The organism is Paracoccus endophyticus (genome assembly GCF_003286075.1).
In the GTDB taxonomy this organism is placed as follows: domain Bacteria; phylum Pseudomonadota; class Alphaproteobacteria; order Rhodobacterales; family Rhodobacteraceae; genus Paracoccus; species Paracoccus endophyticus.
In genome coordinates this window covers 1-14,114 of record NZ_QLUV01000024.1, presented here as the reverse complement: position 1 = coordinate 14,114, position 14,114 = coordinate 1, and the positions used below count along the sequence as shown (strand labels likewise).

The 14,114-nt window shown below is 66.8% G+C and carries 14 protein-coding genes and 1 pseudogene; 4 read left to right on the top strand and 11 right to left on the bottom strand.

What is annotated here, in order from left to right:
- The 3 genes and pseudogenes from DPQ23_RS15990 to DPQ23_RS14520 all read left to right on the top strand — a co-directional run.
- A pseudogene (locus DPQ23_RS15990) lies at positions 1 to 150 on the top strand (copper-transporting ATPase); the annotation flags it as partial.
- 514 nt (positions 151 to 664) lie between these two features.
- On the top strand, positions 665 to 2,182 hold the full coding sequence (gene copM, locus DPQ23_RS14525) for a CopM family metallochaperone (protein ID WP_112875498.1): 1,518 nt from the start codon (positions 665 to 667) through the stop codon (positions 2,180 to 2,182).
- Positions 2,183 to 2,492: 310 nt separating this feature from the next.
- Complete coding sequence (locus DPQ23_RS14520; RefSeq protein ID WP_205961476.1) at positions 2,493 to 3,434, top strand: LysR family transcriptional regulator; 942 nt, start codon at positions 2,493 to 2,495, stop codon at positions 3,432 to 3,434.
- On the opposite strand, the gene DPQ23_RS14515 is transcribed toward DPQ23_RS14520, so the two are convergent.
- Genes DPQ23_RS14515 through trbB form a run of 11 tightly spaced genes read right to left on the bottom strand, consistent with a single transcriptional unit; the run spans position 3,410 to position 12,979 of the window.
- On the bottom strand, positions 3,410 to 3,649 hold the full coding sequence (locus DPQ23_RS14515; RefSeq protein WP_112875497.1) for a DUF2274 domain-containing protein: 240 nt from the start codon (positions 3,647 to 3,649) through the stop codon (positions 3,410 to 3,412). The two genes, DPQ23_RS14520 and DPQ23_RS14515, sit on opposite strands and share 25 nt — an antisense overlap.
- A gap of 2 nt (positions 3,650 to 3,651) precedes the next feature.
- Entirely contained in the window at positions 3,652 to 4,779 is a 1,128-nt protein-coding gene (locus DPQ23_RS14510) for a TraB/TrbI/VirB10 family type IV secretion system protein (RefSeq protein WP_112875496.1), read from the bottom strand.
- The gene (gene trbG, locus DPQ23_RS14505; RefSeq protein WP_112875495.1) at positions 4,776 to 5,774 is read right to left on the bottom strand and encodes a P-type conjugative transfer protein TrbG; all 999 of its coding nucleotides are present in this window, start codon (positions 5,772 to 5,774) and stop codon (positions 4,776 to 4,778) included. The genes DPQ23_RS14510 and trbG overlap by 4 nt, the downstream gene beginning before the upstream one ends.
- Positions 5,771 to 6,460: a conjugal transfer protein TrbF gene (trbF, locus tag DPQ23_RS14500; protein WP_112875494.1), complete on the bottom strand. Its 690-nt coding sequence runs from the start codon at positions 6,458 to 6,460 to the stop codon at positions 5,771 to 5,773. The genes trbG and trbF overlap by 4 nt, the downstream gene beginning before the upstream one ends.
- Positions 6,457 to 7,827, bottom strand: a complete 1,371-nt coding sequence (gene trbL / locus DPQ23_RS14495; protein WP_112875493.1) for a P-type conjugative transfer protein TrbL — start codon at positions 7,825 to 7,827, stop codon at positions 6,457 to 6,459. The genes trbF and trbL overlap by 4 nt, the downstream gene beginning before the upstream one ends.
- Before the next feature lie 5 nt (positions 7,828 to 7,832).
- A complete protein-coding gene (gene trbK-alt / locus DPQ23_RS14490) occupies positions 7,833 to 8,123 on the bottom strand; it encodes a putative entry exclusion protein TrbK-alt (protein WP_112875492.1) in 291 nt (96 codons plus the stop codon).
- Between the two features lie 20 nt (positions 8,124 to 8,143).
- On the bottom strand, positions 8,144 to 8,905 hold the full coding sequence (gene trbJ / locus DPQ23_RS14485) for a P-type conjugative transfer protein TrbJ (protein ID WP_112875491.1): 762 nt from the start codon (positions 8,903 to 8,905) through the stop codon (positions 8,144 to 8,146).
- On the bottom strand, positions 8,895 to 11,411 hold the full coding sequence (gene trbE, locus DPQ23_RS14480) for a conjugal transfer protein TrbE (protein ID WP_112875490.1): 2,517 nt from the start codon (positions 11,409 to 11,411) through the stop codon (positions 8,895 to 8,897). The genes trbJ and trbE overlap by 11 nt, the downstream gene beginning before the upstream one ends.
- A gap of 10 nt (positions 11,412 to 11,421) precedes the next feature.
- Complete coding sequence (locus tag DPQ23_RS14475) at positions 11,422 to 11,703, bottom strand: VirB3 family type IV secretion system protein (protein ID WP_112875489.1); 282 nt, start codon at positions 11,701 to 11,703, stop codon at positions 11,422 to 11,424.
- The gene (locus DPQ23_RS14470; protein WP_112875488.1) at positions 11,703 to 12,032 is read right to left on the bottom strand and encodes a TrbC/VirB2 family type IV secretion system protein; all 330 of its coding nucleotides are present in this window, start codon (positions 12,030 to 12,032) and stop codon (positions 11,703 to 11,705) included. The genes DPQ23_RS14475 and DPQ23_RS14470 overlap by 1 nt, the downstream gene beginning before the upstream one ends.
- Positions 12,029 to 12,979, bottom strand: coding sequence for a P-type conjugative transfer ATPase TrbB (trbB, locus tag DPQ23_RS14465; RefSeq protein ID WP_476704033.1), 951 nt, complete (start codon positions 12,977 to 12,979; stop codon positions 12,029 to 12,031). Before trbB ends, DPQ23_RS14470 begins: the two co-directional genes overlap by 4 nt.
- 481 nt (positions 12,980 to 13,460) lie before the next feature.
- On the opposite strand from trbB, the gene DPQ23_RS14460 reads away from it, so the two are divergent.
- Positions 13,461 to 14,114 (top strand): AAA family ATPase (locus tag DPQ23_RS14460; protein ID WP_162630778.1); only part of this gene is annotated, 654 nt, incomplete at its 3' end.

Sequence of the window (14,114 nt, the reverse complement as noted above, 5' to 3'; positions counted from 1 at the left end):
TACAACGCCGCCGGCGTGCCGATCGCAGCGGGACTGCTCTATCCCTTCTTCGGCATCCTCATCAGCCCGATGTTCGCGGCCTTTGCGATGAGCGCATCGTCAGTCTCGGTGGTGTTCAACGCCCTCAGGCTCAGGGCGGTCAAGGTATGACCCGACGATCCCACCCCGTCTCTAGTCTGGCGCGGTGCGCGTTGCTGTGCCGGTTGGGTCTGCTGCTGATGGTGGTGGGCCTTGTCGCCTTGCAGCCTGCTGCGCACGCCAGTCCCGGTGGGCACTCCGTCCACCAGGATCGAGCTGCCGCTAAGGTCAGCCATTGCCCCCAAAATCACGCGACGGATGATGGTGGGACGGGTCCCGCTGCAGACAGCGTGAGCGACGACATGAGACTGAGCGCGGTGGATTGCCAATTCTGTCTGATAGCTGCTGTTCTCGTGGAGCCGCTGACGTTCGGGCCGTCCGTGAATGGTGAACCGTTCAGGGTCATGCACCGTGACCCGTGGGAACGATCTCCCGAAGGAATCCTGAGGCCGCCTCGTCCGATCGCTGCGTGACGGCCGCTCCTGCGCAACTGCCGGCAAGCGCGCACCTCGAGCCTAGACGAATTTTCGGAGACGCGCGTCCGCGCATGTGACGCCGGCGCTCCGGTGCCAAAGGATGAAAACCCATGAACCGAACTGCAATTGTTCTTTCCGTCAGCCTGCTGGCGGGCCTGCCGGGCGCTGCTCTCGCCCAGGCCGAACATGACACCCACCACCCGGGAACCCCGTCCGCCCAAGCGGAACCGGCTCCCGCGCCCACGTCTCCAATGCCCAGCATGCAGGGAATGCCCGAGCATGGCCAGGCCATGATACCGGCGATGCAGCACATGATGCCGGGGGGCATGCACGGCGGGATGGCGGCACCCGGCGCCGACGGCGTCGCAACGAGCCTCTTGGGCGCTCCCGACTTCACGCAGGCCTACGTCGCCTCGATGAATGAAATGCACGGACCGATGATGGAAGGTGTCATGGCCGACGACCCGGACGTCGCCTTCGTCCGGGGCATGATCCCGCATCATCAGGGTGCGATCGACATGGCGAAGATCGTCCAGCAATACGGCGACGATCCGCAGACCAGGGCATGGGCGGACCAGATCATCGCGGCGCAGGAAGGCGAGATCGCCGAAATGCAGGCCTGGCTGGAGACGAACGCCGGCGAGGCACCAACCGCCCTCGGTCAGACCGGCGGGACCGTCTACTCCGCCAACGAGGGCGGCAATTCGATCAGCGCCATCGATCTCGGCACGGGTTCGGTCGAGACCGTTGACGTCGGGGTGTCGCCCCACAACGTCGATCTGACGTCGGAGGGAAATCTGCTGCTCGCGGTCGGGAGCCCTGCCGCCGATCACGCGCACGGATCGGCTGACGATGGACATGCCGACCCTGATGCGCGCGGAGGGGTTCTGGTGGTGCTCGATCCGGAGCGACTGTCGCAACCCGTCGCCACGGTTGAAGTCGGGGGGCATCCGGCGCATGTCGTCGCCGACCGCAACGGGCGCGCCTATGTTTCGCTGTCCGGCGGGAACGAGATTGCGGTCGTCGATCTCGCTGCGGCTTCGGTGATCGGGCGCATCGCAACCGGCGCCTATCCGCACGGGCTGCGCCTCAGCCCGGATAAGAGCGAGCTCTATGTGGCCAATGTCGAGGACGGCTCGGTTTCCGTCATCGACACGCAGGACCTGACGGAGGTTGCGCGCATCCCGGTGGGTGCAACGCCCGTTCAGGTCGGGTTCACGCCGTCAGGCGATCAGGTCTACGTCTCGCTGCGGGACGAGAACCGCGTGGCCGTCATCGACACCTCGCCCCGCGTGGTGACGAGCAGGATCGACGTGGGGCCGAACCCGATCCAGATGTTCGCGACGCCGGACGGAGCCCACGTCTACGTGGCTAACCAGGGCACCGACGCGGAGCCGAACGACACGGTGTCCGTGATCGACACGGCGACGGGAGAGGTCGTGAAGACGATCACCACCGGCGGCGGCGCCCATGGCGTGTCGGCATCGGCGGACGGGGCTTACGTGTTCGTGACCAACATCGCCGACGACAGCGTCTCGATCATCGACGTCGAGAGCCAGGACGTGGTCAGGACTGTGCCGGTCGGCGATCGCCCGAATGGCATCGTCTACGGCGGCGCGAACCGCTGAATTAGCGGCGCCGGAGCAGGCTCCGGCGCCAACCTCAATACGGGCAATGGTCGTTGAACGATGCCGATCTCTTTTCGGCCGGCTCCCTGTCGTTCGCATGGTCGGCGCATTTGTGACCGACATCAGAGATGCTGTTTATGAGCAGGTCACTACCCGGACTGCCACCATCGCGGTGTAGGTCGTCGCCAGATGCCGCTTTCCCGACACGGCATGGCACACAACTCACGTTTTGGCGTGCCACTGCGGGCAACTCCGGCAGCCTCGCCGCCGCGTTTGCTATGCTCTTAAGAATGAAGGCGACTGTTTGACCATGAGGATGGCGAAGCACGCTAGTACGATCGAACTTCGCCATCTTCGGTACTTCGTGGCCGCGGCCGAACAAGGCAGTTTCCGCAAGGCGGGTGCTGCCATCGGCGTTCATGAATCGGCCATCAGCCGCCGCATCCGCGATCTCGAAGATCAGTTGGGCGCGGCGTTGTTCCATCGCCATAGCGGAGGTGTTCGTCTCACCTTTGCCGGGAAGCGCTTCCTGCGCCGTGTGCGTCAGATTATCAGAAGCCTCGGCGAGGGCGCGCAAGACATCGCCTCGCTCGGCCGTGCTGAGAACGGCAGCGTCAGGATCGGCATCTATTCTTCGATCGCCTCTGGATTCCTGGCCGAGCTGCTGCAAGCCTATGGCCATCGGCACGCCAAAGTGCAGATCGGGTTGATCGACGGCAATCCCGACGAGCATGTCGCCGCCATCCGTCAACTAAGGCTCGACGTCGCCTTTCTGACGGGAACGCGGGACTGGCCGGATTGCGACAGCGTGCGCCTGTGGTCAGAACGCGTCTTTGCCGTCCTGCCGGATCGTCACGCGCTCAGCGCTCTCGAGGAGCTGACTTGGCATGATCTGGTCGACGAGCCGTTCATCGTCAGCGAGGCCGCGCCAGGCCAAGAGATCCACGACCATCTGGTGCGACGCCTGGCAGACCTCGGCTGGCACCCGGAAATTCACGTGCAGTCGGTTGGTCGGGATAATCTGCTCCCGCTGGTTGCAATTGGCCGCGGCCTGACCCTCGTGAGCGAGGCCATGACGGTCGCTCGGCTGCCCGGCATTACCTACCGGCCCATCGCCGGGGAGATCCTGCCGTTCTCCGCCGTCTGGTCCCCAAGGAACGACAATCCCGCATTCCGCCGTCTGCTCAGCATGGCAAGAGGAAAGGCGACGACAGAAGGACAGCACCCTCAAACCTCGGACGTCGGAGACTGAGCACTTCGCCGCGCCCTGGCAAACCCGCGATCTGTTGCCATGAAACGCTCCAGCATCGGCACAATCAGCTTCATCGGATCGGCGGCGGACTGGCCGGTCTCGCGGGCCAGCACCTCGGCATAGGCGACAAGATCGCGGTGGAGCGGCCCCGGCAGTTCGACGGTCACCTTGACCGACTTGTCGTCGAGAATGGGGCCGAGCTTCAGCTTTGCCATGGTCAACCTCCGGCAGGCTCGAAGACAAGATCGCGGGTGACGATGACCCTGAGCGGGAAGCCCGGGCGGATCGTGAGCGTTGGTGCCACCTGCAGCTGGCGCGCGACGATCTGCTGGCCGGCGTGATTGATGGTATCCTGCGCGCCGTCGCGGATAGCGCGGATCAGTTGGTCTTCGCCGCTGGTGGCGCGCTGGGTTCCTACCGCGAGGAGCGTCGAGAGGCCGGCCGCCTTCATCAGATCCCACCAGTGATAATCGACCCCATCCTCCAGCCCGGTGTAGCCGGACGCGTCCGCGCCCGGCAGCCGCTCCAGCACGATGGAGCGGCCATCCGGCAGGATGAGGCGGTTCCAGACCAGCAGCACCCTGCGCTGACCGAAGGTCACGCCGCTGTCGTACTGGCCGATGATGCGGGTGCCCTGCGGGATCAGGAGCAGGCTGCCGGTCGGGCTGTCATAGACATTCTCCGTCACCTGAGCCGTGACCTGGCCCGGCAGGTCCGAGCGGATGCCGGTGACCAGCGCGGCCGGGATCACGGCACCGGCCTGAAGGAGATAGGGCGACGCCGGCCGCGCGAGCCGATCAGAGGAGACAGTCTGCCGGTCCGCCGGGCCGCCGAGAAAGGCCATATGCCGATCCTGTGTGGCCGGCTCGCCGGACGGACTGGCACCGCCAGAACCGAGCATGGCCGTGCCAGGGGCAGCCCCTGGGCGTGTTCCAGCTGGAAAGAACACGTTGCTCAGGCGCGCGGCTTCCTCCTCGGCCAGACGCCGCTGTTCCTCGGGATCAGCGGCTGGCGCGGCGATCGCGGGTGGTGCAACCGGCTGACCGCGGCTCTGCGCCTCAAGGATCGGACGGCCCAGGTCCCCGGGCAGCGCCGGCCCCAGGATCGGGCCGGTATAGTCGCGCGGAAGGCCGGAGAGGCCGTCCGCCGTGGGACGGTTCTCGGTCGAGTAGAGCTCCTCGCCGCCCGGCCCGGCATCGGGAACCTGCAGCGCGTAGATCACCGCTCCGCCGATGCCGAGAAGTGCGACGGCGCCGACGCCTGCCAGGACCTTGCGGGACAGGCGGGTGACCCGCGGCGGCTCGGCGCGCAGCCGCATCGGCGCGCCGGTCTCGGCATCGCTCATGAGGACGGTCCTTCCGCAGCCGCGAGGGTCGATCGGGCTGCGGTCCGCCTTGGTTCCAGGCGCACGATCCTGACGACCTGCTGACGGTCCACGCTGCCGAGTCGCAGCTCGGCGGCACCGAACAGGCGGTCGACGATCAGGATGTTCTGATGGACGCGGCTGTTGACGACCTGCACCTCACCGTCGGTGCCGAGAACGAAGAGGGGCGGCATCTCGCCCTGCGCAATACCGCGAGGGAAGACGACATAGACGCGACGGCCGTCGTCGAAGACGGAGATCGGCCGCCATGGCGCGTCGTCTCCCTGAAGACCGTAGCGATAGTTGCGCGCCGCCTCGCCCGGGATCACGGGAGCCGCGGGCCCATGCCGGCGTTGTCCGGCCGGCGGTTCAGGATAGGCCCAGGCCACGGAGGGCATGTAGAGCGCTTCGCGCGCGCGCAGCTCGATCATGTAGCTGCGGCGGTCGGTCGAGACGACGAGATTCGTGGAAATATCCGGGCGCGTCGGCTTGACGAGGATATGGACGCGGCGGTTCGCACCCGAGCCGCTTTCGGTGTCGCCGATGATCCAGCGGGCCGTGTCGCCGGCCGCGATCGGTCCTGCGCCGGTCAGGCTCTCACCCGGCTCGAGCGCGATGTCCGTGATCTGGCCGGGCGCGGCATAGACCTGATAGAGCGCGCCCTCGCTCCAGGGATAGATCTGGATGGCGTTGTGATAGCCCTCGCGGCGCGGCTCGACGCGGGCGGCGGCATTGGCGTTCTCGACCCGGGCAGTCGGCGCACTGGCGGCGGCACCGCCTCGCGCGACCCTCCAGGCCGGAGGCGTGTGCAGCGGCCGGGGCCGGTCATCGATCACGGCAGCCTGCACGACCGGCAGCGGCGGCACGTTGGCGTCGTAGCTGAACTGCGGCGTCCTGTTGGCGGCGCAGCCGGCCAGCAGGGTCGCGGAAAGCAGCAGGGCCGCGGAAGCGGGTTGACGGAGAGTCGTGAGGGTCATTGACTCATCTCCCGCGACCAGTTGATGGCGTTGACGTAGATCCCGAGCGGATTGGCGCGCAGCCGTTCGGCGTCGCGCGGGGTCTGGATCACGATGGTCAGGATCGCGGTCCATCGCTCGGTGGTGGAAAGCTGGCCGTTCTCGTAATGCCGTTCCGTCCAGGCCACGCGGAAGCTGTCGGGCGAGGCCCGGATGACCGATGACACCTCCACGGCAACCTGACTGCGGCCGACCCTGGTGAAGGGGTCGCTGGCGCGGGCATAATCGTTGAGCCCCGCCGCGCCGCGGTCGGTGGTGAACTCATAGGCCCGGAGCCAGTTCTGGCGGACGATGATGGCGTCGGCCGGGATCGCGCGGACCTGCTCGATGAAGCGGCCGAGATGGAAGGCGATCTGCGGATCGGTCGGCCGATAATCGGCCGCGGCGGGAGCAACGGCCTGCGCCTGTCCGAGATCGTCGACCTGCACCACCCAGGGCACCACGGTCCCCCGGGCCGATTGCCAGACCAGCGCCGCGGCGAAACCGGCCGAGAGGATCAGGCAGCCGAAGGCCATGTAGCGCCAGTTCTTCGCCTGTACGCGGGCCGAGCCGATGCGCTCGTCCCAGACCTGGGCTGCCTTCTGATAGGGTGTGACGGGTTCCGGGGTCTTGCCGTAATGGGTCGATGGTCGCCTGAAGAGGTTCATGAGCGGTCGCTTTCGGAAAGGCTGACGGAGGATCCGGGGCCGTGGCTGTCGCCGGACCGGACTGCATGGGCGGCAGCGGTGACGCCGTGGCGCACCGCCCGGCCGCGGTGCATGCGCTGCGCCCAGGCGGGAGGCGTGCCAGCGTCGAGCGCCGGCACGGACGCGTTGGGAGCCGAAGCACCCACCGCACCGCCGAGGGTGCCCATGGACGAGCTGCCGCCCGTCGCTGCGAAGCCGGTTCTCGCCCCATCGGCATAGGAAGATTTCAGGCTGTCGGTGGCGCGGGCGGCGGCGCGCTTGAGAGGGGAAGCCACCGCGGCGCCACCCACGCGGGCCACGCCGCCGAGACCGGAGGCGGCGCCGGGTGCCCCTGAGCTCCCCAGCGAGCCGAGAGTATAGGCCGAGGACGCTGCACCGGCGGCCGAGGCTCCGCCGCGCGCGAGAGCAGCGCCACCGGAGAGTGCAGCAGCGCCACCCTTCGCCGCGAGCATCGTCGCGCCTCCGGCGGCAAGTGCTGCGCCTCCTGCGCCGAGGCCGGTGCCGACGGCCGCGCCGGCGCCAAGCTGCGGGCCGCCCGAGACGAGGCCGGTGGCGATGCCGGGGCCAAAGATGCCCAGGCCGAGAAGGGAAAGAGCCGCGAGCACGATCGCCATGGCGTCATCGATGGTCGGGGTCGCGCCGCCGAAGCCGGCGGTGAATTGCCCGAAGAGCGTCGAGCCGATGCCGATGATCACGGCCAGGACCAGCACCTTGATGCCCGAGGAGATGACGTTGCCGAGCACACGCTCGGCCATGAAGGCCGTTTTTCCGAAGAGACCGAAGGGGATCAGGACGAAGCTCGCCAGCGTGGTCAGCTTGAACTCGATCAGGGTGACGAAGAGCTGGATCGCGAGGATGAAGAAGGCGAGGATCACCAGCGCCCAGGCGAAGAACAGGCAGAGGATCTGCACGAGGTTCTCGAAGACGGCGACCCAGCCCATCAGATCGGAGATGGAGTCCAGCAGCGGCCGCCCGGCATCGAGGCCGGTCTGGGCAACGCGGCCGGGGCGCAGCAGATCGGCGGTCGAGAAGCCGGTGCCCGAGGCCATGAGGCCGAGGCCGGCGAAGCTCTCGAAGACGATCCGGGCGAGACTGGTCCAATTCGAGATGATGTAGGCGAAGACGCCGACAAACAGGGTCTTCTTCACCAGTCTCGCGATGATGTCGTCCTCGGCGCCCCAAGCCCAGAACAGCGCGGCCAGGGTGACGTCGATGACGATCAGCGTGGTGGCGATGAACGTGACCTCACCGCCGAGCAGACCGAAGCCGGAGTCGATGTAGGAGGTGAAGATTCCCAGAAAGCTGTCGATGATGCCGGTGCCGCCCATCGGTCCTACTGTCCGGCGCTTGTGGCGGCGGGGCCCAGCGGCGGGGGCGTCCGGCCGAGGAAGCGGTCGCGGGTCTCGGCCCAGATCCGCAGGCATTCCGCGTCCTTGGCCGCGGCTTCGCCCATCTCCTGGCAGCGGCGCTGCCCTTGTCGCAGGGAATCGGCCGCGGACTGGAGCGTGGGAGTCGAAGGCACCGGGAGGTCAACCTCCTTGCGGGTCATCTCGATGACCGTTGCCGCGATGACCACGGCGACGAACAGGATGGCCGCGACCCTGGCCAGCACCTTCCCTTCCACGACCCCCTCCCCTCCCCGCCTCAGTTGAACATCCGCGCGTTGCCCGGCTGGTAGCCGGACCCCGGCGCGAGGAAGCGCTCACGCTGGATGCGCCCCTGCTCTGCAGCGGTCGCGCGTTCCGCCTCCGTGAGAGCCTCCGCCCGGCCATTGGCCGAGACGACCGCGATCAGGTCGGATAGCTGTTGCGACTGCAGTGCGAGGAGTTGGTTGCCGGCCTGGGTTGCCTGCAGTGCGCCGACAGCATTCTGGCTTTCGCCGACGAGGGCGGCCATCTCGGCCCGGCCCGAGTCTATATTCCCGACCACGCCAGCCTGGACCCGCATGGCGTCCTGCAACCCGCCGACCGTGGTCTCCCAGCGGCTGCGCGCGTCGGCAATCAGCTCGGCGTCGGGGGCGGTCGGGGACAGGTTGCCGTAGTCCTGCTGGAACGCCTGGTCGATGTTCTGCACGTCGAAGGCGATGTTCTGGGCCTCACCGAGCAGCGCTTCGGTGCGCTGGACGTTCTGCTGGAGCTGCTGAAGCGAGCTGTGGGGCAGGCTCGCGAGATTGCGGGCCTGGTTGATCAGCATCTGGGCTTCGTTCTGAAGCTGGGTGATCTGATTGGTGATCTGCTCCAGCGTGCGGGCGGCGGTCAGCACGTTCTGCGCATAGTTCGACGGGTCATAGACGATGCGCCACGCGTGCGCCGGGCTCGCCAGCATGGGCGAGATCACGGCAGGCATGGCAAGCGCCAGTGCCAGCATTGATGCGCGGGCAAGGCGAGGGACAGGATTACGGGTCATGGCTGGTCTCCTCTTCGTCCAGGATGAATTCGACGTCGCCGTCCTCGGGGATGATGGTGCGGTGCTCCTCATCGTCGGCAGCGAGATTGGTGAGGTCCGGGATCAGCTCGGCGGCCCATTCCACGCCGCGCGCCCTGAGCCAGGCGTCGAGGAAGCCGTCGCGACCATGCTCGGCGAGGATGGCGCTGATCCGGGTCTGATCGCTCTTCGAGGAGGCCGCGGAGAGCGCGAGACCGATGTCGCTGAGGCCCAGCTCAAACAGACGATTGCCGCGCCGCGACTGGCAGTAATAGTCCCGCTTCGGCGTGGCCCGCGCGAGGATCTCGATCTGGCGGTCATTCAGGCCGAAGCGGCGATAGATCGCGGTGATCTGCGGCTCGACGGCCCGTTCGTTCGGCAGCAGGAGCCGCGTCGGACAGCTCTCGATGATCGCCGCGGCGATATCGCTGCCGTCGATGTCGCTGAGGCTCTGGGTGGCGAAGATAACGCTGGCGTTCTTCTTCCTCAGCGTCTTTAGCCATTCGCGGAGCTGGCCCGCGAAGGCGTCGTCATCCAGCGCCAGCCAGCCCTCGTCGATGATGAGCAGTGTCGGCCGGCCATCGAGACGGTCGCCGATGCGGTGGAACAGATAGGACAGGACGGCCGGCGCGGCGCCGGTCCCCACCAGCCCCTCGATCTCGAAGGCCTGCACATCGGCCGAGCCGAGATGTTCGCCCTCGGCATCGAGGAGGCGCCCGTAGGGGCCACCCACGCAGTAGGACCGCAGCGCCTGCTTCAGGTCATTGGACTGAAGCAGCACGGCAAGGCCGGTGATGGTGCGTTCGCCGACGGGAGCAGAGGCAAGCGAGGTCAGCGCCGTCCAGAGGTGCTCCTTGACCTCCGGCGTGATCTGGATGTTCTCGCGCATGAGGATCGCCACGATCCAGTCCGCGGCCCAGGCCCGCTCGGCGGTCTCGTGGATGCGGGCCAGCGGCTGCAGCGACACGGACGCCTCGGCCGCATCGGTCAGCTCACCGCCGAGATCGTGCCAGTCGCCGCCCATGGCGAGGGCTGCCGCGCGGATAGAGCCGCCGAAGTCGAAGGCGAAGATCTGGCTCCGGGCATAGCGCCGGAACTGCAGTGCCATCAGCGCCAGCAGCACGGACTTGCCCGCGCCGGTCGGACCGACGACGAGAGTATGCCCCACGTCGCCGACATGGAGGGAGAACCGGAACGGCGTCGAGCCCTCGGTCCTTCCGTAGAGCAGCGGCGGTGCGCCGAAATGCTCGTCCCGCGCCGCGCCCGCCCATACGGCGGACGACGGGATCAAATGGGCAAGGTTGAGGGTCGAGACCGGAGGCTGCCGGACATTGGCATAGGCGTGTCCCGGCAGGCTGCCGAGCCAGGCGTCGACGGCATTGACCGTCTCGACCATGACGCTGAAATCGCGGGACTGGATGATCTTCTCGACCAGTCGCAGCTTCTCGTCGGCGCGGCGGGCGTCCGCATCCCAGACGGTCACCGTTGCCGTGACATAAGCCATGCCGGCCACGTCGGCGCCGAGTTCCTGCAAGGCCATGTCGGCGTCGGCGGCCTTGTTCGCGGCATCGGTGTCCACCAGCGCGGATGGCTCGCTGGTCATCACCTCCTTGAGGATGGCGGCGATGCTCTTGCGCTTGGCAAACCACTGCCGCCTGATCCGGGTCAGCAGCCGCGTGGCATCCACCTTGTCCATGAGGATTGCACGGCTGGACCAGCGATAGGGAAAGGCCAGCCGGTTCATCTCGTCGAGCAGGCCCGGCGTGGTCACGCCCGGAAAGCCGGTGATGGTCAGCACCCGCAGGTGCTGATTGCCGAGACGCGGCTCCAGCCCGCCGGTCAGCGGCTGATCGGCCAGCAGCGCATCGAGGTGGATCGGGGCTTCCGGTACACGGACGCGGTGCCGCCTGGTCGAGATCGTCGAGTGCAGGTAGGTCAGCGTCTCGGCATCATCGAGCCAGCGGCATTCGGGCATGAAGCCGTCCAGCAGCGCCAGCACCCGGCCACTGCGATCGGCAAAGCCGCGCAGCAGTTCCCAGGGATTCACCCCCGCGCTCTCCCGGCCCTCATAGAGCCAGGACTCCGAGCGCGCCGCGCCCTGGACCGGGGGAAGCCAGAGGAAGGTCAGGTAGTAGTCGGAAACGAAGTGGCTGCCTTCCTCCTCGAAATCGGCCTTGCGCTCGGCATCGATCAGCGCCGAGGCCGGATCGGGGAACCGGCTCGCCGGATAGGTTCCGGCTTCCGACCGCTGCGCCTCGACGAAGATCGCCCAGCCGGAGCCGAGACGGCGGAAGGCGTTGTTGAGCCGCCCGGCCACCGCGACCAGCTCGGCGGCGACAGCGGAATCCAGATCCGGGCCGCGGAACTTCGCGCTGCGCTGAAAGCTGCCGTCCTTGTTCAACACGATGCCAGCACCGACCAGCGCCACCCAGGGCAGGTAATCGGCCAGGCGGGATGCGGTCCGGCGGTATTCGGCGAGGTTCATCATGGGGCAGACCTCACACCGACAGATGGCCGGGCAGGCGCAGGTGGCGGCGCGCCACCTCGACGAAGAGCGGGTCGCACTTCGCGGCCCAGACGGCGGCGATATGGCCGACGGCCCAGATCAGGATGCCCGCGAGCCAGAGTTGCAGGCCGAGACCGACCGCGCCGGCGAGGGTGCCATTCAGGATCGCGACCGAGCGGGGCGCCCCGCCCAGCAGGATCGGCTCGGTCAGGGCGCGGTGGACCGGGACGGCGAACCCTGGAACGGTGTCGAGCGCCTCGAAACTCATCGCCATCAGATCAGCGCCCCGCCGCCGAAGCTGAAGAAGGAGAGGAAGAAGGACGAGGCCGCGAAGGCGATCGAGATGCCGAAGACGATCTGGATCAGCCGGCGGAAGCCGCCGCCGGTATCGCCGAAGGCGAGCGTCAGCCCGGTGACGATGATGATGATCACGGCGATGATCTTGGCGACCGGCCCTTCGACGGATTCGAGGATCGACTGGAGCGGCGCCTCCCACGGCATCGAGGAACCGGCCGCCCAGGCGGGCGCCGTCATCAGGCTCACCCAGACGAGGGCAACGGCGGCTGCAAGAGGATGGCGGATGCGGAAGGCACGGCGGATCATGCAGGGTCTCCTGTGTCGCGGGAAATCGCGGGGTCTGGAAGCGCGGGGGAAATCCGGTAGTCGCCGTCCGCACCCAGCCCATCGACACGGGCAAGCTCGGCCAGACGGCGCACGGAGCCGCGCCCGGACAGCACGGCCACGATGTCGATGGTTTCCGCGATCAGCGCGCGCGGGACCGCGACGACGGCTTCCTGGATGAGCTGCTCGAGCCGGCGCAACGCGCCGATCGCGGACCCGGCATGGATGGTGCCGATCCCGCCGGGATGCCCGGTTCCCCATGCCTTCAGGAGGTCTAGCGCCTCGGGGCCACGCACCTCACCGATCGGGATGCGGTCCGGCCGCAGGCGCAGCGAGGAGCGCACCAGTTCCGACAGGGTGGCGACGCCATCCTTAGTCCGCATGGCCACAAGGTTAGGCGCGGCGCATTGCAGCTCGCGCGTATCCTCGATGATGACGACGCGGTCCTGCGTCTTCGCGACCTCCGCGAGCAGCGCATTGGTGAGGGTGGTCTTGCCGGTCGAGGTACCGCCGGCCACCAGGATGTTGGCGCGGGAGGCGACGGCGGCACGGAGCGTTGCGGCCCGGCCGGCGGACATGATGCCGGTGGCCACATAGTTGTCGAGCGTGAATACCGCGACGGCGGGCTTCCGGATGGCGAAGGCAGGTGCGGCCACGACGGGAGGCAGCAGTCCCTCGAAGCGCTCACCCGTCTCGGGCAGTTCCGCCGAGACCCGGGGGCGGCGGGCGTCCACCTCCGCCCCGACATGGTGGGCGACCAACCGCACGATGCGTTCGCCATCCTCGGCCGCCAACTTCTCCCCCGTGTCGGCCAGCCCCCCGGATAAGCGATCCACCCAGATGCGGCCGTCGGGGTTCAACATGACCTCGACAACGGTCGGGTCCTGCAGCAGGGTTGAGATGGCAGGCCCGAGCGCCGTCCGGAGCATACGCGCGCTGCGGTCCACCGTTGCCTGCTTGTGATCGCCACCTGCCATCTCGCCCCCGTTCCACCAGGGAGCAAGACGATCCCCGGATGGGGATGACTAAAAGAGCCGCAGAACGGGCCCCTTCAACAGGTTTCTGTCGCCGTCGTAGTGTGGCGTGCAAATACAGGAGAACGGCGGAAGCCACCCTCCTCACAAGCACGGCGAGCAATCCAGCGGGACTTGCGGTTGATTCGTTTGGTTTGCCGAAGATGATTGGTGAGGGCGCAGAGCGGACGTTTGCTGCGATGCCCCCGACCAGCCGCGGCGTTGGGCCTTGCAAGTTCAGAAGGGCGGAAAGCGGACGGTCGCTGAAAGATCGGCGGAGCAATCTTGCAAAGGCGTTCGAGTCGTCCCGGGGTCCCAATCAACTTCTACATCCTTGAACCTTTCGCAGAAGTTGCACACTATGTTGTATCTCATGGCAAGGTAGAAGGCGTGGCGCATGTTGCTCAAATCTGTTCAAATCGACCATTTTAAACACGTTCTTGATTCCACACTCGTTGAAATACAACCAGACATCACTTGTCTGGTGGGGAAGAACGAGAGCGGCAAAACCGCGTTCCTTGAAGCTCTCCGCCGCCTGAAGCCAGCACAAGGCAATGTAGATTTCAGCATCGGCAGGCACTACCCGGCTTGGCTGGAAAAGATGCACAAACGCCAAGGCAAAAACCTTGAGCAGTCAAAACCCATTCAGGTAGTGTTTGAACTGAGCGATGCAGATATCGGGGCAGTGGAAGCCGTCTTTGGGAAAGGCACCCTAACATCACGGACGTTCGGCCTGAGCCGAAGGTATGACAATCGATACATTCACGAATTTGAAGCAAGCGAGGAAACGGCTGTCGCCAACACCATTGCCGGCATTGATTTGCCAAAGAAGGTCACGACTGCAACCGCCGGAGCCAAGACATTCGCCGAACTATCGAAGGCCGTCGCCTTAGTGGCAGAGAAGAACGGCGAGGATCAACAAGTCCAGACCGCCTGCAAGGCGCTCACAGACGAGAGGCTCTGTTGCACAAATCCCTTCCGTGATTCATGTCGTGAGTCCGGTATGGTAGCTGGTCGGCATGAGCAGACTCACACGCCTGACCTACAAGAC

What these genes read in the sequence shown, in the direction of transcription:
- copM (WP_112875498.1), top strand. Translation starts at nt 665, where the DNA reads ATGAACCGAACTGCAATTGTTCTTTCCGTCAGCCTGCTGGCGGGCCTG.
- DPQ23_RS14520 (WP_205961476.1), top strand. Translation starts at nt 2,493, where the DNA reads ATGAGGATGGCGAAGCACGCTAGTACGATCGAACTTCGCCATCTTCGG.
- DPQ23_RS14515 (WP_112875497.1), bottom strand. Translation starts at nt 3,649, where the DNA reads ATGGCAAAGCTGAAGCTCGGCCCCATTCTCGACGACAAGTCGGTCAAG.
- DPQ23_RS14510 (WP_112875496.1), bottom strand. Translation starts at nt 4,779, where the DNA reads ATGAGCGATGCCGAGACCGGCGCGCCGATGCGGCTGCGCGCCGAGCCG.
- trbG (WP_112875495.1), bottom strand. Translation starts at nt 5,774, where the DNA reads ATGACCCTCACGACTCTCCGTCAACCCGCTTCCGCGGCCCTGCTGCTT.
- trbF (WP_112875494.1), bottom strand. Translation starts at nt 6,460, where the DNA reads ATGAACCTCTTCAGGCGACCATCGACCCATTACGGCAAGACCCCGGAA.
- trbL (WP_112875493.1), bottom strand. Translation starts at nt 7,827, where the DNA reads ATGGGCGGCACCGGCATCATCGACAGCTTTCTGGGAATCTTCACCTCC.
- trbJ (WP_112875491.1), bottom strand. Translation starts at nt 8,905, where the DNA reads ATGACCCGTAATCCTGTCCCTCGCCTTGCCCGCGCATCAATGCTGGCA.
- trbE (WP_112875490.1), bottom strand. Translation starts at nt 11,411, where the DNA reads ATGATGAACCTCGCCGAATACCGCCGGACCGCATCCCGCCTGGCCGAT.
- DPQ23_RS14475 (WP_112875489.1), bottom strand. Translation starts at nt 11,703, where the DNA reads ATGGCGATGAGTTTCGAGGCGCTCGACACCGTTCCAGGGTTCGCCGTC.
- DPQ23_RS14470 (WP_112875488.1), bottom strand. Translation starts at nt 12,032, where the DNA reads ATGATCCGCCGTGCCTTCCGCATCCGCCATCCTCTTGCAGCCGCCGTT.
- trbB (WP_476704033.1), bottom strand. Translation starts at nt 12,979, where the DNA reads ATGCTCCGGACGGCGCTCGGGCCTGCCATCTCAACCCTGCTGCAGGAC.